The 22,129-nt window shown below is 33.7% G+C and carries 21 protein-coding genes; 17 read left to right on the forward strand and 4 right to left on the reverse strand.

The features are described 5' to 3' along the window. Nucleotides 1-11: 11 nt before the first annotated feature. From DFR56_RS06985 to DFR56_RS23950, 6 genes are all read left to right on the forward strand, one after another. Nucleotides 12-2,111 (forward strand): P-loop NTPase fold protein, encoded by a 2,100-nt coding sequence (locus DFR56_RS06985; protein ID WP_158525528.1) that lies wholly within the window; start codon nucleotides 12-14, stop codon nucleotides 2,109-2,111. Nucleotides 2,112-2,389: 278 nt separating this feature from the next. After that, nucleotides 2,390-2,590, forward strand: coding sequence for a hypothetical protein (locus DFR56_RS06990; RefSeq protein ID WP_146214260.1), 201 nt, complete (start codon nucleotides 2,390-2,392; stop codon nucleotides 2,588-2,590). Nucleotides 2,591-2,774: 184 nt separating this feature from the next. Beyond that, nucleotides 2,775-3,104, forward strand: a complete 330-nt coding sequence (locus DFR56_RS06995) for a hypothetical protein (RefSeq protein WP_110394733.1) — start codon at nucleotides 2,775-2,777, stop codon at nucleotides 3,102-3,104. A 178-nt stretch (nucleotides 3,105-3,282) separates the two neighbouring features. Next, a complete protein-coding gene (locus DFR56_RS22875) occupies nucleotides 3,283-3,438 on the forward strand; it encodes a hypothetical protein (RefSeq protein ID WP_211320612.1) in 156 nt (51 codons plus the stop codon). A gap of 144 nt (nucleotides 3,439-3,582) precedes the next feature. After that, nucleotides 3,583-3,897, forward strand: coding sequence for an AbiV family abortive infection protein (locus DFR56_RS07000; protein WP_158525531.1), 315 nt, complete (start codon nucleotides 3,583-3,585; stop codon nucleotides 3,895-3,897). Between the two features lie 4 nt (nucleotides 3,898-3,901). After that, on the forward strand, nucleotides 3,902-4,120 hold the full coding sequence (locus DFR56_RS23950) for a hypothetical protein (RefSeq protein WP_110394735.1): 219 nt from the start codon (nucleotides 3,902-3,904) through the stop codon (nucleotides 4,118-4,120). A 449-nt stretch (nucleotides 4,121-4,569) separates the two neighbouring features. On the opposite strand, the gene DFR56_RS07010 is transcribed toward DFR56_RS23950, so the two are convergent. Then, nucleotides 4,570-4,965, reverse strand: a complete 396-nt coding sequence (locus tag DFR56_RS07010; RefSeq protein WP_110394736.1) for a globin domain-containing protein — start codon at nucleotides 4,963-4,965, stop codon at nucleotides 4,570-4,572. A 716-nt stretch (nucleotides 4,966-5,681) separates the two neighbouring features. Between DFR56_RS07010 and DFR56_RS07015 the strand changes: the two genes are divergently transcribed. From DFR56_RS07015 to DFR56_RS07030, 4 genes are all read left to right on the forward strand, one after another. Next, a complete protein-coding gene (locus DFR56_RS07015) occupies nucleotides 5,682-7,244 on the forward strand; it encodes a PTS sugar transporter (protein ID WP_110394737.1) in 1,563 nt (520 codons plus the stop codon). A gap of 308 nt (nucleotides 7,245-7,552) precedes the next feature. Beyond that, nucleotides 7,553-8,827, forward strand: a complete 1,275-nt coding sequence (locus tag DFR56_RS07020) for a cation:dicarboxylate symporter family transporter (RefSeq protein WP_110394738.1) — start codon at nucleotides 7,553-7,555, stop codon at nucleotides 8,825-8,827. 470 nt (nucleotides 8,828-9,297) lie between these two features. After that, nucleotides 9,298-10,566: an ATP-binding protein gene (locus DFR56_RS07025; RefSeq protein WP_110394739.1), complete on the forward strand. Its 1,269-nt coding sequence runs from the start codon at nucleotides 9,298-9,300 to the stop codon at nucleotides 10,564-10,566. A gap of 1 nt (nucleotide 10,567) precedes the next feature. Beyond that, nucleotides 10,568-11,488 carry a response regulator gene (locus DFR56_RS07030; protein ID WP_110394740.1) on the forward strand — a complete coding sequence of 307 codons (921 nt, stop codon included), beginning with the start codon at nucleotides 10,568-10,570 and terminating at the stop codon, nucleotides 11,486-11,488. A gap of 321 nt (nucleotides 11,489-11,809) precedes the next feature. Here DFR56_RS07030 and DFR56_RS07035 read toward each other — a convergent pair whose 3' ends face one another. From DFR56_RS07035 to DFR56_RS07045, 3 genes are read right to left on the reverse strand one after another with little or no spacing between them, the layout of a single operon-like run. Beyond that, a complete protein-coding gene (locus DFR56_RS07035) occupies nucleotides 11,810-12,814 on the reverse strand; it encodes an alpha/beta fold hydrolase (RefSeq protein WP_110394741.1) in 1,005 nt (334 codons plus the stop codon). Further along, a complete protein-coding gene (locus tag DFR56_RS07040; protein WP_110394742.1) occupies nucleotides 12,811-13,353 on the reverse strand; it encodes an SdpI family protein in 543 nt (180 codons plus the stop codon). The genes DFR56_RS07035 and DFR56_RS07040 overlap by 4 nt, the downstream gene beginning before the upstream one ends. Further along, a complete protein-coding gene (locus DFR56_RS07045; RefSeq protein WP_110394743.1) occupies nucleotides 13,353-13,622 on the reverse strand; it encodes an autorepressor SdpR family transcription factor in 270 nt (89 codons plus the stop codon). Before DFR56_RS07045 ends, DFR56_RS07040 begins: the two co-directional genes overlap by 1 nt. Nucleotides 13,623-14,001: 379 nt before the next feature. Here DFR56_RS07045 and DFR56_RS07050 point away from each other — a divergent pair, with 379 nt between their 5' ends. The 7 genes from DFR56_RS07050 (at nucleotide 14,002) to DFR56_RS07080 (ending at nucleotide 21,665) form a co-directional block, all read left to right on the forward strand. After that, nucleotides 14,002-14,310: a hypothetical protein gene (locus DFR56_RS07050; RefSeq protein WP_110394744.1), complete on the forward strand. Its 309-nt coding sequence runs from the start codon at nucleotides 14,002-14,004 to the stop codon at nucleotides 14,308-14,310. Between the two features lie 136 nt (nucleotides 14,311-14,446). Further along, nucleotides 14,447-14,770 (forward strand): hypothetical protein, encoded by a 324-nt coding sequence (locus DFR56_RS07055; RefSeq protein WP_110394745.1) that lies wholly within the window; start codon nucleotides 14,447-14,449, stop codon nucleotides 14,768-14,770. Between the two features lie 166 nt (nucleotides 14,771-14,936). After that, a complete protein-coding gene (locus DFR56_RS07060; RefSeq protein WP_110394746.1) occupies nucleotides 14,937-15,458 on the forward strand; it encodes an ArsR/SmtB family transcription factor in 522 nt (173 codons plus the stop codon). A 10-nt stretch (nucleotides 15,459-15,468) separates the two neighbouring features. Further along, the gene (locus tag DFR56_RS07065; protein WP_110394747.1) at nucleotides 15,469-16,764 is read left to right on the forward strand and encodes an MFS transporter; all 1,296 of its coding nucleotides are present in this window, start codon (nucleotides 15,469-15,471) and stop codon (nucleotides 16,762-16,764) included. 142 nt (nucleotides 16,765-16,906) lie between these two features. Continuing rightward, entirely contained in the window at nucleotides 16,907-17,656 is a 750-nt protein-coding gene (locus DFR56_RS07070) for a MerR family transcriptional regulator (RefSeq protein ID WP_110394748.1), read from the forward strand. Between the two features lie 313 nt (nucleotides 17,657-17,969). Then, nucleotides 17,970-18,620 (forward strand): DUF4097 family beta strand repeat-containing protein, encoded by a 651-nt coding sequence (locus tag DFR56_RS07075; RefSeq protein WP_110394749.1) that lies wholly within the window; start codon nucleotides 17,970-17,972, stop codon nucleotides 18,618-18,620. Between the two features lie 66 nt (nucleotides 18,621-18,686). Then, on the forward strand, nucleotides 18,687-21,665 hold the full coding sequence (locus DFR56_RS07080) for an efflux RND transporter permease subunit (RefSeq protein WP_158525534.1): 2,979 nt from the start codon (nucleotides 18,687-18,689) through the stop codon (nucleotides 21,663-21,665). Nucleotides 21,666-22,129 lie beyond the last annotated feature (464 nt).

Genomic DNA, 22,129 nt, shown 5'->3' on the forward strand with positions numbered 1-22,129 from the left:
ATATGCTAGTCATGAGCCTATTTAATAATCAAAAGAAAAAGAATGCAAATCCACTCTTAATCAAAAAAAGGGAAAAAGATTTAACGCGATTAATGAGCTACTTGGATAATTTCAATATTATAGGTTTAAACGGGCGATGGGGTACAGGAAAAACTTTTATAATAAATGAATTAAAAAATAGAGTTAAAAATCAATATGAATTTATAGATATTGATTTAATGACATGTAATTTAAACGAAATGCAGCCTACCCTGATTAGAGCATTTGAAGAAGTGATGCTCAAAAACAGAATTCTACCCAAGTATTCGAATAAAATGAAAAACAATATTGCTACTTCATCGATTATTTCAAAAATACAAGACCTAACTAATCTAATCTTTACAAGCAGTGATTCCAATTCTGAAGTATTACAAGAATTTCAAAAAGAATTAGGGAAATTAGATAAAAAAATATTAGTCATATATGAGGATTTAGATAGAATATCCAATAAGGATATAATAAGGGAAATATTTTCAATATCTGAAAGAATTTCAAATGAAAATATAAAGATAATTTATCAATATGATGAAAGTATAATGGTCCAACTTAAATTTAGCCCCGATTATTTAGAGAAATATATTCCTTTTAAAATAAATATTACTGAACTAAACTTTTGGGAAATATTACAGTTTGAATTAAAAGATATTGATGAATCAATATTGACTCTAGAAGACTTCAAATTTATTATATTTCAAGAGCATAGATTCAATAAACTGCATGAGTTTTTTGAACATAAAACTGAGTATACCTTAGTAATTAACTATATACCGATAAGAAAAGTAAAACAAATGGTTAAAGAAATATTATTGATACTTCGAATGAATAAAGATATATACACCGATCATAAAGAAACTGTAATAAGTTTCTTCGTTTTGAAACATTTATATCCAGATGGGTATGAAAAGCTGGATATCCAAGAGAGTTTGCTAGAAACACTTAAATTTAAAATTGATGACAATTATTATACTATCCTTCAGTTAATTGAATCATATAAAGAAAGCAGGATTACTAAAGAGAAAATTAAAGATGTGTTTTCAAACGAACAAAACATTGAAAACTACGAGCTTTTAAAACTCTTTAATTATGAAATAATAAACAGTGACAAATTCGACAATCAGTTTAGGTTAAATGAGTTAGAAACTAGAGCAAAGCATTATAATGAGAAAATTGATAGAGTTGTTTGGAATCTTTTGTATGAAGGAAAATCTGTATTTACAGATAATGAAAATGCGGTTAATAAGTTTAAAGAGATGGTCTTAACAAAACCATTATCAAAGCAAAAAGAAGCTTTTCATGATTTCTGGGGTTATCTTTTTAATTCGGACGGTTTAGTTACAGACAATACTACAATTTTTAAAATAGGACATTCCAATTTATTAAGTTTATTTGAATCTTTTAAAATAGCCAATATGGATAGTATTATGCAAATAAAGTTGATTGAATTTTATTTTGAATGTAATAATATCAAAGATTTCAATTTAGATGTGGTAAAGTGTATGAACTTATCTTTATTAAAATCAACGGATGAATACGTGTTAATATTAAATTATTTAAATTCTTTACAGATTGTAGGTAATTTAAATGGGAAAGAAAGTTTTACTATATTTCTCAATAAGTATATTCATGCATTAACACGTTTAGGTTATATACATTCTTATAAATACTTTTATGAAATTAATGATTTTGTTTATGACCAAGATTTTATGTTGGAAAGATTTAATGAAATTCTAGAAGATTTAGTAGAATTGAGCGATAGGCATAAATTAGCTGGGCTTACTGCAACTGTTATAGATTTAAATACTATTTTTCAATTTGTTGAAAAAATAATTGAAATATTAAATTGCGATGAAAAACTTGTTATTGAAAATCGTCCCTTTGTTAAAACAAAAATTACTAGCAAAAAGCAAAACCAGGAAGAATTTGATCGGTTAAAACACTTATTTGAAACCAGAGACGATAAAAATAAAGTAATTGAAAAGATAGAAGCTAGCTATAAGCAGAAAAAAATCACTTTATATGAAATCGATGTATTGTTACAAGAAGTAGAACAGAAAAATACTACCAAATTCTAAAATTATGTTCTTATAAGGGAACGAACTTCCTAAAAAGAGGTTGTTATAATAAATATATCTTGCTACACTTACACTATTGAACTAATTTATGATTGCAAATTAATCTAGGCTTACTTAAATTTGGATACAACGAACGCGAAATATTCAGAATTGTTGTGTGCCTTATGCGGATTTAAAACTTGAGAAATTCATGTTAATAACCATTGTATTCTGACTTTTGCATTTCTTGGAGTGTGGCTAGAAAGTTTTCTTCAACGGAGGTATTTTGTGTAAATGTGATGCAAAATATTAAAGATGTTACAGTAGATACAATTGAAATTGTTGATGGGGTTTCAAACAATATCCCTTTTGGTATGCTTGGTGTTGCTAAACATATTTGGAATTATCAAAGGGAAAGGAAAATGAAAAAATTCTTAAAGAGAATTGCAAGGAACTTAAATGAGCGGGGTAGATATAATCATGAAAATAAAAAAAATTAAAATCCTTTTTAAGTAATGATCATTCGAAAGAAAGATTTTTTGGTATATTTGGTATATTAGATTCCGCTCTGAATTCCGTTTCTGAAATGTGTCCGGAAATATTAGGGTATTATGCAGGAGAAATATTGCTCAAGTCTCAAAAACTTGATTATCAAAGTTCAGTAATAATTCATGCACAAAGAATATGAATGATTGGGATATTAAATATTTTAATAGGGCATATAACATTTTAAATGGTATACCTGAAGAAAAGGCGAAAAAAGGACTTAATTCGACTGCTTTGTATTTAGGTTTAACCATGGATGAATTTGAAAAGGAAAGCGAAAAGATAGAAGAATTGATATATAAAGATGAACAGCTAGCCGAGTTCAAATCTTCATTAATAAAATTAAATAATTTAAAAGTTATCAATACAGGTGGAATGTTTTTCTCGTCGGATGCTAATTCGTTTTGTCGTAGTAAAATTGGGAATAAATTAAATGAATTAATTAATGTATATATAGGTACTAATTAAAAATTGGCATTTGCCTTGAGATTGTAATTATTAATCACTTTTTTATACAAGGCAAATAAAAAAACTTATAAAACAATACTTAAACAGTATCAGGTACACAAACAATTCAGAAATGTTCGAGTGCGGAATTGATATAATAGATATTGATACAATTGCGGGCGATAAAAAGGATTTATACATGTACTTACAAAGGATTTTACATTACAAGTACAATAGATTCCTAAAAGTAAGTAACTATATTGATTTAAATGAAAATATTGAAATTATTGATCATGATTGGAATAAATGGGTTATGCAAGTAGAAGAAGGATTCACAATTCAAGTGGGGTATTAGGTTGATTTAGATTTGTTTAACAAAGAAATTATAGAACTTAATTTTTTGTTGATGATGAAATAATCCCTTTTTACTAGGGTAGCATATATGATGATTAAGAATTTGAGAGCTTATCGGAAAGTGATGTTTCACGGGGGAAACAAAATGAAGCCATTAACTTTTGCCAAGCTAGAACAAGCTTATATTAAAACATATGAAAATGCTAAAGAGCTTTTAGAAGAAGTGAGGATATTATATGACAATAAAAGATACGCACGAGCTTACTATTTAGCACAAATTGCAAAATTACCTATTATCTTTCAAGAAGCTACTAGATCACATTTCAAGGAAAGTCATGCCTGGAAGCAATTTTACAAGAGACTGAGGAGCCATATAGATAAAAATAGTCTTAATATCGTAATGTCGCAATTCCCCCACCTAGACAATAAAGAAGTTAAGAGAACAGTCCAAAATTCTTAATAGATTGGAAAACGGTAGTTTATATGCTGACCTAGATAATGACAAATACATAAAACCATCAGAAGTGGTTAATAAAGACTCAGCATTATCGAGAATAAAAGTAGCAGAAGAATACTTATCATTTACCAGTTTAGGTAAATATCATGTTAAAGGTAGTATGAAAAAACACCTTAATTCTGAAAGAGCAAAAAAATTAGGGAAGATTTTAGAGAAACTGGACTAATTGATTAAAGTGCATTCAAAAGGTGGACTAACTACTTAACTCTAAATCTAAATTTGTCTACCAGTCATAAATGTGTTCAATTATAAAAAGCGATGTTTATAAAATAAACATGGCTTTACCATCTTACGTTAGGAAGTATTAAAAATCACGCTAACAAAATGCTAACATTTTGTTAACGCAATCAAGTGAAAATGATTAATTATTGTTAAAGACCTTACACCTCTGATTCGTAAAAGCCTTGCTTTACCGCACTTTATACACACAAGGTTAATGATATTACATACACTCGTTCTATGCCAGGAATGATGTAAGCCCAACATAATAGAAATAAAACAAACGAGGTGTGCCATAGTGGCAGACCTCGTTTTTGAATGGCAAGGTAAATATAATTTAGCTAGAAAGGTTCTAGAGTGATAAATTTCCAAAGCAAACATACCACAGGTATATTCTTACGGTGTTGTGTCATCTGTATTTACCATAATGCTAGCCACACGTGTCAGACGTTCATAAAATTCCTTTCCTGCCGGTTGTTGATCTAACCCGATTTCCTCAAAGGCCTCTTTCATACATCGTAACCAGCTTTCTGCTCTTAATGGAGTGATTTCGTGTGGAAGATGACGGTTACGCATTGCTGGAGGTCCAAATTCTTCGCTATAAAGAGGTGGACCACCCGTGAATTGGGTTAAGAACATCCGTTGTTTCCGCATAATTTCATTTATATCTCCATCGAAAATGGGAATTAAATTCAGATCGGCATATACCTTTGGATAGAATGCATCGACTAATTTATCGATTGTTTCCGGACCAATTTCTTCATATATACTTCGTAAATGTAGTCTTGTAATATTAGTTCTCTCCTTACGATCATTTATCTTTCATTATAAAAGAAAACTCAACATCTTAGTGTGATTTAGATCACAACTTTATTAATATTACTTTCTAACTAGGAGCCATGTAGTGATTATGTTTAAAGTTTTCTAGGGTTCAGGTATAGTTTCACCATAAATAAAATAAGACTGTTATTTTTTCATCACCCAATATCATTGTTAATAAACTATTATATTGTCCAAAGAGACTAATATAATAACTTTCTCCCTCTTAAAGATTAATTGGGTTCTCTTCTACTATAAATTCAAGGAATTGATCACAATTGCTACAGGAATCATTTGGAAATATCATTTCTAAAAATTGATGCTTAGCAGTTAGTTTTTTCATATTGATTTATCTACGTTTGGATTCACTGCTATAGCTCCCTCGATAAATATCTCTTGGTCATATGTGTAACATAAGTATGACTCGTTTATTTTATCGCTAAATCCGAGGAGACTTCACATTCTAATTTGTAATCTCTTAATAATTCAACATCTGCTGCTCCAACCACCCCGAACGCATTACACCAATTTTGTCACCTATACTTAAAAAACTCCAGCAATTTTTCAAGTATAAAAAGTATAAAAGATATCAGAATTCTAGTATAATTCATACGGTAATAACAATTTTGCGCATTAAAACACTAAAGCGATAAATTTTAACAAGAACTATGACAACAGGGGGAAAGAGCGTGAAAAACGTTGCAATATTAGGAAGTAGTGGGGGTAATCTATTCAATTTAGGGGGCAAAGACCCTATGAAGCTATTAAAAGAAATTTTCACTCAATGTGAAACGGCTGGAATCATTGTGAGCGCTGTTCAATTTATTGGGGCGGAAGTTTCGATGGATGTGGCAAAAGAATCGACAAAGACATCCCTTTATGTACTGAGAGATCAAGAGATACAAAATGTTTTTCAAAATACACTCAAGAAAATAAATGAAGAAGCATTGCAAGAAGATATGAAAATTGCGGAGAATATTAGATCTGGCGAGATAGATGGATTAATTTTAATGAGTATTGATCCGGAATATGCTAATAAACATGCTATTCAAGCCGCTATAGAAAAAAACATTCCAATTGTCGGTACAGGTGGAACAGCGATGGCTGCAGTCGCCTCGAAAGGTGCAAATGTCCTCTCTACTTCAGGAACGACAGGTACTACAAACAGAACAAGAGCTATCTCGTTCGTTTCTTCTTTGGCAAAACATTGGGAAATAAAATTTCGGCCAAGTTTTACTTCAACAACGGAAAAGGCTGTCCATGAGTCTGGCATAAATCCATTGAAAAGAATTAACATCAAGGGGATTATGACAGCTTCTTTACCTGCATTTATTTCGCTTGCCTTAATATTAGCTCTTAGTAAAATACCGATGTTCGCAGGGCTTGGAGATGTGTTTGATATCTTGATTAAAGCATTACCCGTTGTTCTTGCAGTTGTAGCTGCGAAGCAAATTTCAGATTTAGATGAAGTTTCTATTGTAGCTGGTGTCATTGCTGGGTGTTTATCTGTTGAAGGAGGTATTATTGGTGGAATTATTGCTGGGATTATCGCTGGTTTACTTGTACAATTTCTTTTCGTTAAATTTGTCCAACTGCGTTTTCCGATGACAACAGTTAATATTTTTACTGCTGGTTTGGCAGGGATCATTTCAGGATTAATTGTATTCTATATATTAGGACCGCTTGCACTTAGCGCAGGGGAATTTATTAAATATGCCATCGAGCAGACCATTAGTTTCAATGCTGTCCTTGCAGGCATGCTTGCCGGTTTGCTTATTTGGCCAGCTATTTTAGGGGGAGTTTATCATGCTGCCATTTTACCAATTGTTTTATTTGAAATGGAAAGATCCGGCTTTAGCTTTTTAGGAGCAGTAGATATGGTAGGTCTTGTAGTCGTTGCTGCTGGAATCAATTTGGCTAATATTATTTTTCCAAAAGATAAAGGATCAGCTCCTATCGCAGTGCCTGGTTTTTTAATTAATATGGGCTTTGGAACATTTGTTGAATCGGCTTATCCGTTTATGTTTTCGAGCAAAATAGTATTCGGAGGAGCTATCATATCTGCAGGCATTGGGGGAGCAATTGTCGGTCTATTCGATGTGAGGGGAACAGCATATTTACCTACTTTTGTAGCCCCTTTTGCTTCCAGTAATTCCGTTGGTCTGATCCTAGCAATGGTTGTATCTTTGTTGAGTGCTTTTACTATTACAGCGTTAGCAAATAAAGTTTTTACTAAAAAATCTGCAAGCTAAATCAATAAAAAGACTGGAATTTACTTCCGAAAAGGTGCACGATTAGACGAAAGTCGTGCACCATTCCACTAATTGCTCGGATCACTCCACTAACATATGCTAGATTCTCTGCACATTAAAACGGACCGCTAAAAATAATCGTGAAACTGACGATTTCATCATTTACCACTTTCAGAGTATGTTTAATCCCTTTCTTAAAAACTGTATTGTACTTAATAAATATTGTCGGATTATGTCGGAATCGATAAGTCATCTATACAATTAAAAAAAGAAGGCGTTTTCAAAAAAGTAAAGGGTGACATATATAGATGAAAAAGAAGTTTACATTTCCATTGGCTTATCAAATTTTAGCCGGATTGATCTTAGGGGTCATTGTTGGGGCTGTTTTTTATGGTAATCCAGCAGTAGAAACATACTTACAGCCGTTAGGAACAATATTTTTAAATATGATCAAGATGATTGTTGTTCCGATTATCGTATCAACCTTAATTGTTGGGGTTGCTGGAACAGGCGATATAAAACAACTTGGGAAGCTTGGCGGAAAGTCGATGATTTACTTTCAACTTGTATCGATGATTGCGATTATCGTTGGACTTGGTGCAGCAAATATTTTTAAACCTGGAGAGGGATTAGATCTTTCTTCGCTTACAAAAAGTGACATCAACCAATATGTCGAGACGTCAAAAGAAGTTCAGGATGATGGTGTTATCGATATTATTGTAGGAATTGTTCCAAGTAATATTATTGAATCGATGGCCGAAGGGAATATGTTGCCGATCATTTTCTTTTCTGTTTTATTCGGTTTAGGTGTAGCTGCTGTAGGGGAAAGAGGAAAACCTGTACTAGCCTTTTTTCAAGGTGTGGCAAATGTCATGTTTTGGGTTACTAATCTTATTATGAGGTTCGCACCATTTGGTGTTTTTGGTTTGATTGGTGTAACGGTTTCCAAATTTGGCTTAGAGTCGTTAATTCCACTTGGAAAATTAATGATTTTAGTATATGCAGCAATGGTTTTCTTTGTAGTTGTCATACTAGGTATTATCGCAAAGATAGTTGGAATAAATATATTTCAAATTATTAAAGTGTTAAAGGATGAACTGCTTTTAGCCTATTCAACCTCCAGTTCAGAAACAGTTCTGCCGAGAATAATGGAGAAGATGGAGAAGTTTGGCTGTCCAAAGGATGTAGTTTCCTTTGTTATTCCGACTGGCTATTCTTTTAATTTAGATGGTTCGACTTTATATCAGGCGATTGCAGCCATTTTCATTGCGCAGATGTATGGTATTGATTTAAGTATTTATGAACAAATTACATTAGTGCTTGTATTAATGGTAACATCGAATGGAATAGCTGGAGTGCCAGGGGTGTCTTTTGTTGTATTGCTTGCAACATTAGGAACGGTTGGTATCCCGCTTGAGGGACTTGCATTTATTGCAGGTATTGATCGTCTGCTTGATATGGCCCGTACTGCTGTAAATGTCGTTGGTAACGCATTAGCTACAGTTGTTATGTCTAAGTGGGAAGGGCGATTTGATACGAAAAAACAGAAGAATTATTTCAGATCGATAGAAAGAGCAGTATAAGCAAATAAATTGAATACGTTTGATATGGATAATAAGTAGGTAGTTTTGAAGCCAATTCATGGTGAGAAGCTACCTGTTTTTTCATAGTGAAGACTAAAAAAATTTTTGGCTTTCATCAACTAAAAACTAAGCTTCTTTGATGTTAAACACCTTCACTCCTCTAATCGTAAAAACCAAAATACGTATGTACAACTTAGTAAGTAGGAAATGATAAGCTAGTACACTTTTTTAACAGGGGAAGGATAAATCCTTTCTTACTGTATAAGTGCAAATTAGGCATTCGCCGTAAAGGCTTGGCAAATAAGTGAATCACTTATTTGCATAAGTGCAATATCACCTCTTTCAACGCGTTGTCGGCTTGCCAATCAGTGTGTCTACATTAGCGATTGCCAAGTTTTCTAAAATAGAATTGAATCGTTTATAATAAAATATAGACATAATTTATACGAGAACAGGAGAATTTGATCAAAATGTGGCGCTATATCAGTTTACAAATAGCATTCATCGCTTTTGCAACTGCCCTAGCCGGTGAATTAAGCATTGCACCGTTTGGCTGGGAATTTCGTTTCGGACTAGGGAGCAGTATGTTCTTGTTCTTATTGCTTCTCTACCGCCAGGTGCCTTATATAAAAACAGGTATCATTACAGGTGTTGTGGTGGTGATGTTTCGAACCCTTCTTAATATGATACCCTCCTTAGAGATATCTGAGTTTATATCTACTTTAATGATACATTTACCAGCGGGGGCATATTATATTGCTTTTGCATTTGGGATGAGTAAAATAAGTGAAAAAATGTTTCAAAAAAATTTAACTTATTTTGGTGCCATTGTAGTTTGTATCGATGTAGGAGCAAATGTGGTAGAAATCTTCATTAGATATCTGCTGACTAACAATATTCCTATATTTTCTACGGATATCTTTCTGACAGTTGTTGTTGCTATTATCCGAGTTTATTTTTTGATCGGCTTATATGCGAATATAAGACTATCCCGATTAAAAGAGTTGCATAAAGAACAAGAGAGCCGATTAGATCAGATGCTCACTTTCGGATCAAATTTATATAACGAAAACTTTTATTTAAGTAAAATGATGAATACAATTGAACAAATTACTGCCTCAAGCTACCATTTATATCGTAAATTAAAAGATGATCGCTCAGATTACGATACACAAGCGCTGGAGATAGCTCAGCAGGTACATGAAATAAAAAAAGATACTCAACGGATCCGAGCTGGATTAAATGAATTATATGATTCCAAAACTGTTCGTGAAATGGACTTAACAAGTATTTTACGTCACGTCATTCGAGGAAATAGTAGCTATAGTGAGTGGTTAAAAAAAGATATCACTATTAAAAAGGAACAATTGACCAAATTTAAGACGAGTCATTATTACCCGATCATTTCAATTTTAAATAACTTAACTGCAAACGCAGTAGAGGCAATTGATCAAAAGGGAACGATCACAATCAAAGTGGTAGAAGAAGATCATTTTATTTATTTCACTGTTAGAGATAATGGAAAAGGCATAAAGGAAAAAGATATTCCCCTTATATTTGAACCTGGGTTTACTACAAAGTATTCAGATATGGGAACGGCAGCTACAGGTATCGGACTTTCTCATGTGAAAAATATCTGCAACTTTTTCAGCGGTGAAATAACAATAGATATCAATCAAGAAGAAACATTAATCACTATTATGCTGCCAACACATTTGGTTAAAAAAGAGGAGTTGTAAAATGGTTGGTTTTGGTATTATCGATGATGATCCTGTATGTCGCAGGATGTTAGAAAGTATTATTGAAGAAAATAATTTAGGAAAAATCCTCACGAGCAGTCCAGGGGGAGATGATGCAATGGAAGATATTATGGAAACAAATCCCCAAGTTGTTTTAATCGATTTATTAATGCCTGGAATGGATGGAATTACTATCATAATGGAATTACAAAAAGCTGGTTATGGTGGGAACTTTATCATGATCTCTCAAATTGATAATAAAGAAATGGTTGCAGAAGCCTATAAAAATGGCATTGAGTTTTTTATCCATAAACCGATTAACCGTGCTGAAGTGACGGCTGTAATCGAAAACGTGAAAGCAAAATTAAAGTTAAATCAGTCTCTATATACGATCAAAAAATCATTATCACAATTAGAAATTACGCCAGCTTCTGTCTTAAAGGAGACGGATCCCCTCACTGACTCCTCCGATCGAATTGTACAACATATTTTAATGTCAATCGGATTAATCGGAGAGAGGGGAAGTAATGATATTTTAACAGCCATGGAGATTCTAATTGATAAAAATTATTCGATTAATAATTTTCCACCTTTAAAAGAACTATATGAAAAGATTGCAATTCATTATAATAGATTCATCGATGAAGAAGAACTGAAGCGAGAAATAAGAGCAATTGAACAACGAATTCGACGTTCGGTGATGCTGGCGTTAACTAATTTAGCTTCGATTGGGCTAACTGATTACACAAATCCGAAGTTTGAGCATTATGCTTCTCTGCTATTTGATTTCCAAGATGTCCGTTTAAAAATGAATGAGTTGAAAAATGAGGACTCTAAAGTAAGTGGGGTAAAAATTAATGTTAAAAAATTTTTGCAAGTGATTTATGTAGAAACATTAGACAAGTTACATGCAGGTGAATAATCTACAAGGTATATGTTATCTAACATTAACAACTATGTATATTCATCAGGTAACTACATTATATACATAGTTGTTAATGTTGTTAGACCTTAAGGGAAGCCAAATGTAGAAGAACACTAACGTGTATCCCAAGCGGTCATTCTATCTGCATCCGTGTTATTGTATTCTAAGCATATTTACACCCTAAAGAAATCGATCCCCTTTTGCATGAAGGAATCGATTTTTTAAATGGTGCTTGATAGGACGCTCATATAAGGTCTACGCAATACTTTCTATAGTGAAAGTCTGCCAATCGCGAGAGAATCTAGTTTAGGAGATTTCCTATCTAGTTTTCTCTTTTTTTATAGTTTCAATCATGTGGAGGGTTTCCTCAACAATCAGCTCCGGACGATCAAACATAACACTATGGCTACTATTTTCAGCTATTACATGACGATCGGCAGGAAAGGATAGCTGATGATCGTGCCATCCTTGTTGTAATAGGTGTTCATCTTCCTCAGAAAATCCGAGTTCAACGGCGTTCATATGATGGGTGTCCGGTGTAATAACGGTGATCCGTATATCTTCGGGAAGCGGTGAAAGCTCACGTTCAAAGTTACCCATGTTGTTAACTTCTTCAGTTATGATATCAAAAAAGTGTCTATCCCATAAAACATTCATATAGACATCGATGTCAAACTGTTCAGGAAGGTGATCAGGGGCAAATATGTTATTTAATAACCGAAGTGCCCCAATGCGTGCAAGAAAGCTATTCGACCCTTGCGTTTCGGTTTCAAGCATGGCCTCCGTATATTCTGGATATTGCTTGGAGAAACCCTCGTGTCGGGCATCGACTAGGATAAGCCCTATGACATCTTTAGGATAGCGTTCCATATACATACGAGAATAAATTCCTCCAGATGAGTGTGCAACGAGAATAATCGGAGTATCGACACCTGCCTCTCCGAGAAGCGTATGCAAGTCGGAGGTGAGTTGTTCTGAACTTAACGGCTCTGAAGAGGGGTCACTCCAACCGTATCCAGCTCGATCATAGGTGACGATTTGTGTGTCTTTGGCTAACTGTTTCTGAACAATTTGCCAATCCTCTGACCAACTACCAGTTCCAGCTTCTATAACGACAGTAGGTGTTTTATCAGACTTTTCACCTTGTATGTTGGCATGAAGGAAACGACCACCAATATCAAATCGTTCGCCTGATGGTGGATAGTCTTGCACGATATTTTTAAGTGTGTACTTTTCGTATAATGTACCAATGATAATAAGCAAAGTACATAGTAACAGTAAAAAAGAAACGGAAACGATAGCTACTTTCTTTATCCTTTTCATAAAGCTTTCACCCCTTTGGAAAAGCTAATCATTAGTGATATGATCATGGTACCGAGTATGATGAAGAAGATTGTCATCATCTCCGGAAAGAATATAGTGAGTAACATAACGGCGCCGCAGATGACGAGGATCCTTGAAAATGGACGGATGCATTGATTCCAGATGCGATTGGTAGCTGAAATATCTGGCAATTTGAAACGTTGCAACGTGTTACCGGTGACAATTAAAGTGGTACCAACGCAAAGTGGCACGATAATGAGCAAATCGAAATTGTATCCAGATTCATAGGCGATTACTGCAACGTGAACGACAAGAACAATCAACAGAAGCGTAATAAAGATGGTAAAGATACCATTTTTGTAACGCTTAAAATAGGGTTTCAGGCTTTGCAGACGCGGAAGAATGATAGCGTTAGCGATAATGAGAAGCATCGAAAACGGGTGTAGAAATGCAGTAATGAAGTCCGCTGTAGCCGCATAGTAAAAGACCCCTGACAGAATAGCAATAATGAATAATAACCACATAAAAAATAATTGCATTATGATTCCTCCTTATTAAATCTGAGTAGCCATTTTAAAACGTCTTGAAATACTGTCGTATTGAGAGAGTAAATGACGTATTGACCACGTTTTTCTGCATAGACGAGCTTGGCATTTTTAAGCACGGTAAGGTGCTGAGAAATACCAGCCTTACTCATCTTAAAATGCTCAGCGATTTCCCCGGCAGTCAGATCTCCATCAAGAAGAATGTCTAATATCTTTCTACGATTTTCATCAGACAAAGCTTTATATACGTTGTTGTTGAGCAAGGATCACCACCTGCCTATCTATTTAAGTATTTAAGTGATTACTTAAATGTAACCATATAATTTAAAAAAGATCAAGTGCTAAGATGTTTTTCGATCAGGTTATTCATATCACACAAACTAATATGAAGGGTCTTAACATACTTTCATGCAAAACAACAAAATAATAAGTATTTTTGCTGCTCAAAAAAAGCGATTCCCCTTTGAAAATTTAAGAAAATAAGAATTAAATAGGGACTTTATGTGATCATAACTAATTTTTTAAGAAAGTTATCCTATTAGTTGCTTAGCATCAATGTTTGGGATATATTAGCAATAATTACCTCTTCTATAAATGTTGTAAAATAGCAGGGAAGCTAAATTAATAAAGGGGGAAAGATAAGTGTCTTCATCACGAATTTTAAAATGGATTTCAGGTGGATTGGAACTTTTTTTAGCGATACCACTCTTAGGAGCTTCAATTATAATAGGGAATTATTATCTTCCACTTATTGGCATGTTAGGATTACATATTGCTTCATTGGTTATTGCTTCAAGCTCAAATACTTCTACGGTCGGGAATATATTGGGTATTGTTACTTCTTGTTTAGCATGGATCCCTCTCCTTGGATGGCTCCTACATCTAATTACGGGTATTATACTAGTTGTAGATGCTTCCAAAAATGATCCTGTGATTAAGGTAGATCAGTGAATGAAGCTGGTCTATTTTTTTATTTCTAAGTGAAACAGTTAGAAGCATAGTAACTATAGATAAATTAATTCTCGAACAATAATCTTTATATAAAATTGAGACGTTTTGATATAATACATTCGGAGGTGCAACGTAAATGAATGAACTACAATTTTATATTCGCCATCAAACGAATTTTTTGCAAGATAAATTTATTCTCGTTTTTAAAAGTGAAGAAGCGAAAGATTTTTTTCAACAAGCTTTAAAAGGGAGTCATTTTGAAAAAGTAACAAGTGAAGTCGCTGAACATGCAGCACGGATAGGAATCAATGGAAAAATAATTCCTTATGGCTATACGAAAAAATTAACGGAAGAAGAAATGAATCAATTAAGTACAGCAAACTGGCAAATAACTGCCTCATTACTAGCTGAAGGAAATGAACGATTATTTCAGGAAGCGATAGAAAAAGATAAAGAATGAATAGGAAATAACGTTAAAACAAAGCATCCTCTAATGGGTGCTTTTTATGTTGAAAAATAATTAGGTGTTTACAAATGAAATAAATGGTAATATAATAAATATTAATGATCTATATTTACAGATTGAACTAACTAATTAGATTGATTTTAAAAAAAGGAGAAGAAAAATGACAGAAAAAAGAAAGAAACCATTACCTATTTCAGTAGAACAGTCAAAATTACTAGGAAATACGTTAAGGGTAAAAATTATCGGGGTCCTACTTGAAAAACCAAAGACCGCTAAACAAGTTGCAACACAGATTGGTGAAACACCCGGAAATGTCCATTACCATATTCAAAAATTGCATAAAGGAAAGTTAATTGATTTAGTGGAAGAAAAAAGAGTGGGTGGTGTCATTGAAAAGTATTATGAAGCAAATGCAAGTTCTTTTGAAAGTAACGAACCCGTCTATCCCGAATTAAGTCCGAATTTTCCTGCCTCCTTTAAATCGAGTATAAACGCTGCATTGCAATTAAAAGAAAATGACAAAGAGCAACTATTAGAAGAAGTAAGTGAATTGCTCAAGAAATGGGTGATCAAATCATCGTCTGCTGACTATATCGATCAAGAGGAGTTCGTCATAGACTTTACGTTAGTTTCAAGAAAAGAGAAGACCGAGGATATAAAGAAAAATAACATTAAAAAGTGAGTGATAGTAAATGAACATTTTTAAACACCGAAACTTTAGCTTAATGTTTTTTGGTAGGATTGTGACAAATATAGGTGACAGTCTATATGGTGTTGCCGCGATGTTATTAATATACCAACTAGGGGGATCAACTTTTTATACCGGGTTGGCTGGTTTTTTATCCATCTTACCTCGTATTGTCGAATTTAGCTCTGGACCACTTATTGATCGCATCCCAATTCGTTCTTTACTCGTTAGAACTCAACTTATTCAATCAGGATTATTGCTAATCATTCCACTTGCATTCATGTTTGACATTTTATCTGTCATACTCGTACTCATTCTAACTCCCATTATTTCTGTATTTAATGTGGTCATATATCCAGCACAACTCGCCTCACTTCCTAAAATTTTACCCGAAAAAGAGCTAACGAAAGGAAATTCCCTTTTTACCATTGCATACCAAGGTGTAGATATTTCTTTCAACGGTTTAGCAGGCATCCTATTCGTACTAATCGGACCATTTGCTCTTTACGCAGTAAATTCCATTGCTTTTTTAATAGGAGCATGCATTTTTTTCTTTATTCGTTTGCCTAAAAACTCGGAAGAAGCAATAGCTAAGGAGAAAGAATTATTTAATAAGAACATGTTGAGAACAACTGTAAAAAAATATATGAAAGATCTGCAAGAAGGAATAGAGATTATGTTTAAAAGTTTTATCGCTAAATTACTTTACGGTGCCATTATTTTGAACCTTGTGAGTGCAGCAACCATTGCGGTATTCCCAGCGTACGGCGAGGTGATTGGTGGAACGAAATATGTTGGCTTTCTGTTAATGGCTAGCGCTTTAGGGAGCTTGACTGGCGCAGTAATTGCTCCTGCATTAAGATTGGAGCGTTTCCCACTTGGAAAGTTATATGCATTTGGTTATTTATTTGCTGGATCCCTTTGGGTAATTGCAGTCATGATGCCGACTGCATGGCTTACATTACTAGTTTACACAATTGCCTGGATTCCCGCTGGTGCATTAAATGTGATAATTTTTACGATGCTACAAAAAACATCCCCAAAACATTTAATAGGTCGTATCTTTACCGCAGCAACAAGTATTTCAGGTATGGCAGCACCGATTGGTTCTTTACTTGGCGGAAGTTTAGGTACGTGGATAGGAAGTGCTCTCGTTGTTACCTTTTCTGGTGTCATTATTCTATGTGTTGCCGTTTGTTGGCTTGTAAATGCAGAAGTTAGAAATCTTCCTGCAACAAAATGTTTAAACGAGAATAGTTTACTTCATTCAACGATCCAAGTTCAAGGAGCAACTAACTAGCCTTTTTTAAGGGGGTGCTTTTCGTAAAAGGGAAGTACCTTTTTATCATTTTACCCTTAAATAAAAAAGAAAATAATTTTATAAAAACACTTGAAAGTGACGTTACGTAATCTTGTATACTAATTTTTGTAGGTGATGAAAAATGATATCGATTAAAGAAGTAACGAAACAAACCGGAATTTCAGTAAGGACTTTGCGCTATTACGATGAAATTAATTTGTTACCACCCGCTGGAAAAACGGAAGGTGGACACCGTTTATATGGAGAAAAAGAGTTGAAAAAACTACAAGAAATTCAGTTCTTAAAAACGTTAGGATTTAATCTAAAAGAAATTAAAGAAATGTTATCCGATGTAAATTGGAATTGGGTACAAGGACTTGAAAATCAATTAAATTATACTTTGAAGGAAAAGGAAAAAATCCTGGAGATTGAAAGTACATTAAAAGGATTAATTAACGGTTTAACGATTGACGGAACGATTGACTTAATTTATATCCAAAAACTGATCCAATTGTATCAACAAGACTCGGAAAAAAGAAACGTATACCGAAAACGTTATTTTCATTCAGATGAAAGAGAGTTACTCGAGCGTCTCCCAAATATGAATCAGGATGATCCAGATTCATTGGAATGGGTCGCTTTGCTTGGGCAATTGAAGCAACATATGAATAAAGGAGTAGCAGCTCCTGAAATACAACGTATCATACGGCGTATGCATGAAAAAACGTTGGAAACATTCGGCGATAATGATGCTTTTTTTGATAAAATATGGGCTATTCGAAAATCACCAGAAAAATCGCAGGAAGTAGGTTTTTACCCAATCGAACAAGAAGTACTCGATTTTTTTGAAAAGGCATGGGATGTTTTTCAAAAAAATGAGAATAATGACTAATATTTTCTTAGTTTTTAAGATAGTATAAATCCTTTCTTACTACATAGCGCAACTAAGGCATTCGCTATAAAGGCTTGCATTCCAAAGCACAAGTGCAACATCACTTCTGTCTTGCGCCAGTCGGTGTGTTTTCTTTAACGAATACATTTTCTCTTATCTTGGGTAACGATTAGTATCTATTCATGCCATAGGAATGCTGCCTAGTTTTCTAAGCAGAAAGTACAAAACTTTTTTACTACATAAGCGCAACCTTAGTTCTCACTATAACAAGCTTGACGATAAGCTAAGTTTTCTAAGAAATGAGGAGAAATAATTGAAAAAATATGTAATAAGCTTTTTCTTTATCGTGATTGTTCTCGTTGGCTGTAATGGGAATAAAGACGAAGCGGTATATAACGTTCCGATAGAGGAAATAGAAACAATCTATCTTCAACATGGTAGTGATAATGTACATGTAAAAAGTACAGACCAGTCCGATTTAGAAGCAACTTATGCTAATAAGGAGATTGATATAGAACATAAAGACAATGAAGTAACGTTAAGTGTGAGAAAAAAACTCTTTCATATAGGGCCAAAAATAAATTTGAATAAAAAATTGGAGGTATCTATTCCTAAAAACTATGTGGGTCAAGTAGTCATAAGCGGAACTTCTGGAAATATAACATCTGAAAATTTGGAGATAAACGAGCTTAAAATTAATGAAAATAGTGGGGATGTTGCACTTGAATTTACTGAATTTCATAGTGATGTGGCAGTAAAAACAAAAAGCGGGAATATCAAACTTGCGCTTAACAATAATGAACCAGATATTGACTTAAAGACAAAAACTGCAAGTGGAAAGCAAACCATTACGATTCCAATTGAAACGACAAAACAGAATGACAAAGTGATCGAAGGTAAGTCGGGAAATGGAACTTATTTAATTGAATTGACGACAGCTTCAGGGAATATCTCAATTCAATAAGTTTCTCACCCTTTTATTTTTTTGCTTTTTTTAGGTTCACCTTAATAAATTAGGAGGGATTTATCATTGCGTTTACTACAATTAATCGTTCAAAGACATGTATTCGTTATATTATTAACGGTTTTTATCATCATTTTGGGCACTTATACATTCTTTCATTTAGAGAAAGAATTAACTCCAACTGTAGGACTTGATAGTGCCACTATCCAAGTCGAAGCAAGCAATTTACATGTGGATGAAGTAGAAAGGAAAATTACGATTCCACTGGAACAAAAGTTACAAGAACTCGAAGGAATTAAAGAGATTTCGTCTACAACTTCTCTTGGGCATAGTTCCCTTGCGATTTCATTTGATAATGGAAAAGGAGATGAGATATTTAAAGATGTTGAGTCAAAAACAACTATGGTATTAGACAATATGTCAGAAATTGATCATTTTCACGTGTCTCAGAATGGTGTAAATACCCCATTTGAATTTATTATAGATGTATCAGACGGGAACCTTGATAAGATGACAGCTTTCACTAAAAACATATTGCAACCTCGTTTAGAGGAACTTCCTGAAGTACGTGAAGTCATGTTCACAGGAGCAAGTGAACATAAAGTTGATCTCCATTTTAATGAAGCGAATATGAAGGATCATCATTTGACGATCCATGAGGTTGTCGGGTATATCCAGCAAATAAATAGTGAAGGGTTTTTAGGCGAATTAACAGACGAAAAAGAAAGTCCTTCTTTACATTGGGATACCACTTTTGAAAATATCGATGAACTTGAATCGTTACAAATCCCGACTGAAAATGGAGTTATCAAGTTAAGTGAAATTGCTACTATTGCGATTAATCCTCTCGCAAGTTCATCTAATACATGGAAGAATGGCACAAAAGATGTAATTATGATTCAAATTGCACGTAAATCAGATGTAGCCCAAGCAGCTATGACAGAAGCAGTAAGGAATGAATTACAAAATATTGAAAAGGAAGGATTCGTAAAAGGATTTACTGTAAACGAAGTAATTGCTCATGCAGATTTTGTTCAAGATTCGATGGATGATGTGACCAAAAATATTATGATAGGTGGAGTGATTGCTCTAGTGGTCTTATTACTCTTTTTGAGAAACGTAAGGACCACATTTATCATCGGCTTATCGATTCCAACCTCTATTTTATTAACTATTATCATGATGGGTTTACTCGATTACAGCATGAATTTACTTACACTTATTGGTCTTGGACTCGGAATTGGGATGATGGTTGATGCTTCCATCGTTATTTTGGAATCAATCTATCGTAAAAAAGAACAAGGGTTAAACAATTTAGAAGCGGTGCTTGAAGGAACAAAGGAAGTAGCTACAGCCATTATTGCATCCGTTCTTACGACCATTGTTGTTTTTCTACCAATTGGTTTTATTGGAGGAGATTCGGGCAAATTCATGCTCATTTTATCCGTTGTTGTTGCAGTTACATTAATTAGCTCCGTATTGATTGCTTTTACATTAATACCGACGCTTGCAAAGGAATTTATGAAATTAAAGAAACAAAAAAGCAAGAAAAAATTTATATTTTTATCTATCTATGAAAACATTGTATCATGGTGTATAAAGAAAAAGAGTCGAAGTTTACTTGTTATTGTTGCATCTATACTCGTATTTTCATTATCTTTTTTACTAATTCCTAAAATTCAAATGAATATGATGCCGGATATCTTTAATCGCTATACTGAAATAATCATCGATTTAGAAAACGGGGTTTCTCCAAATGATAAAGAAACGATCGCGGAAAAAGTAAATGATAAATTAAGTTCTATGGATGATGTAAAATCTAATTATTTACTTGATTTTGATGATAAAATAATTGCTAACATTGTGATGACGACAGGAAATGAAGTAACAAAAGAACAAGATATCGTTACGAATGATATAGTAAAAACATTACGTGAATTAGAGAAAACAGAACCAATTCGGACGGTCGAGAGAGCTTTAGATGGAGTCAGTGGGTATCCCGTCCAAGTGAATATAAGTGGGGATGACTTTTCTAACTTACAAAAAATGACGAATGAATTGCAAGGAGAAATAGAAGCGGTTGACGGAATTGTTCGTGCAACAAATACATTAAATGACTTTTCAACAACAGAAACGATTCAATTGGATAAGGAAAAGATAAAAGAAGCTGAACTATCTGAATTACAAATCAAACAACATATCGAACAATATTTATGGCAAGAAGCAATAGGAACAGTTGAGTGGGAAGAGGAAGAGTTACGTTTATATGTTCATCAAGATAATGAAAAAATGACAAAAGATGCATTACTTCAAATGGAAATCCCAACTAAAAACGGTGAGGAAAATCTATCCTCTTTTATAACGTTTGAGAAGGAAAAAATGCCTGAGCAAATATCCCATAAAAATGGAGAAAGATATGTTTCTATCATGGCCGATGTGGAAGAAAAAGATCTTGGAATGATCAATAATAATATTCATAAGGTAATTGATCGTTTTAAAACTGATCCGGATTATACTATTACACTGGGCGGGGATTTAGAGGAACAAAACGAATTTATGAATGAGCTACTAGTTGTTTTCGGTATTGCTTTATTTCTAGTATATGTCGTGATGGCAGTACAATTTAATCATTTTGGGCAGCCGCTCATTGTCATGAGTATTATACCAATTACAATTGTTGGGGTGATTCTTGGACTATTTTTTACCCAAGCAGAATTAAATATTATGTCCGGTCTGGGACTCATTATATTAGTTGGGATTGTCTTAAATAATGCCATATTAATTATCGATCGAACAAATCAACTACGAAAGACAGGAATGACAGTCGTTGATTCCCTTATACAAGCAGGAGAAAATCGCATTCGCCCTATTTTGATGACGACTTTCACAACGGTTGGTGGTATGATTCCACTAGCTCTAGCCACTGGAATGTCTGCCGATTATCAAGCACCACTTTCCATTGTGATTATATCTGGGATGTTATTTTCAACCTTTATTACGCTGTTGTTAATACCTTGTGTTTATCGATTATTTAGTAGAAATTAAGTTGGTTTAAACGTGTAAACTAATGTTCAAAAGGGTGAACCGTACGTACGATGGTGGGAAAGGGACGTGAGGTAGTCCCTTCCTCTTATTTTCAACCTTGTACCTTATTGTATAATAGATAAATTTCAGAGTATTGAAAAAGTTAAATGTACTTATGAAAAAATGTGTGTTAAAATATGGATATTAATAAAAAGGTGGGGATTTTATTTAAAAGGAAAAAGGAAATAGAAAGGGAAAAGCAGTTAACAAATTCTTGGATACCAGAAAAAAATGCAGTAACTGGATTCACCATGAAAGGAATGGGAATGTTTATATTGCTAGTGGTTATTATTCTAGTTATTAAGTATTTCCTAAATTAATGAGCTTTAACGTTACACCTTGGAATCTAGAAAGACGGTTTTTGATATTTTCATTTTTTAATGAAGTGGGGGCATGGCATCCGGATACGCCAACCAGTAAATCTG

Source organism: Pseudogracilibacillus auburnensis (assembly GCF_003201975.1).
In the GTDB taxonomy this organism is placed as follows: Bacteria; Bacillota; Bacilli; order Bacillales; family Amphibacillaceae; genus Pseudogracilibacillus; species Pseudogracilibacillus auburnensis.

What these genes read in the sequence shown, in the direction of transcription:
- DFR56_RS07065 (WP_110394747.1), top strand. Translation starts at nt 15,469, where the DNA reads ATGAACATTTTTAAACACCGAAACTTTAGCTTAATGTTTTTTGGTAGG.
- DFR56_RS07060 (WP_110394746.1), top strand. Translation starts at nt 14,937, where the DNA reads ATGACAGAAAAAAGAAAGAAACCATTACCTATTTCAGTAGAACAGTCA.
- DFR56_RS07070 (WP_110394748.1), top strand. Translation starts at nt 16,907, where the DNA reads ATGATATCGATTAAAGAAGTAACGAAACAAACCGGAATTTCAGTAAGG.
- DFR56_RS07055 (WP_110394745.1), top strand. Translation starts at nt 14,447, where the DNA reads ATGAATGAACTACAATTTTATATTCGCCATCAAACGAATTTTTTGCAA.
- DFR56_RS22875 (WP_211320612.1), top strand. Translation starts at nt 3,283, where the DNA reads ATGTACTTACAAAGGATTTTACATTACAAGTACAATAGATTCCTAAAA.
- DFR56_RS07020 (WP_110394738.1), top strand. Translation starts at nt 7,553, where the DNA reads ATGAAAAAGAAGTTTACATTTCCATTGGCTTATCAAATTTTAGCCGGA.
- DFR56_RS07000 (WP_158525531.1), top strand. Translation starts at nt 3,583, where the DNA reads ATGAAGCCATTAACTTTTGCCAAGCTAGAACAAGCTTATATTAAAACA.
- DFR56_RS07025 (WP_110394739.1), top strand. Translation starts at nt 9,298, where the DNA reads ATGTGGCGCTATATCAGTTTACAAATAGCATTCATCGCTTTTGCAACT.
- DFR56_RS07035 (WP_110394741.1), bottom strand. Translation starts at nt 12,814, where the DNA reads ATGAAAAGGATAAAGAAAGTAGCTATCGTTTCCGTTTCTTTTTTACTG.
- DFR56_RS07030 (WP_110394740.1), top strand. Translation starts at nt 10,568, where the DNA reads ATGGTTGGTTTTGGTATTATCGATGATGATCCTGTATGTCGCAGGATG.
- DFR56_RS06995 (WP_110394733.1), top strand. Translation starts at nt 2,775, where the DNA reads ATGAATGATTGGGATATTAAATATTTTAATAGGGCATATAACATTTTA.
- DFR56_RS07040 (WP_110394742.1), bottom strand. Translation starts at nt 13,353, where the DNA reads ATGCAATTATTTTTTATGTGGTTATTATTCATTATTGCTATTCTGTCA.
- DFR56_RS06985 (WP_158525528.1), top strand. Translation starts at nt 12, where the DNA reads ATGAGCCTATTTAATAATCAAAAGAAAAAGAATGCAAATCCACTCTTA.
- DFR56_RS06990 (WP_146214260.1), top strand. Translation starts at nt 2,390, where the DNA reads ATGCAAAATATTAAAGATGTTACAGTAGATACAATTGAAATTGTTGAT.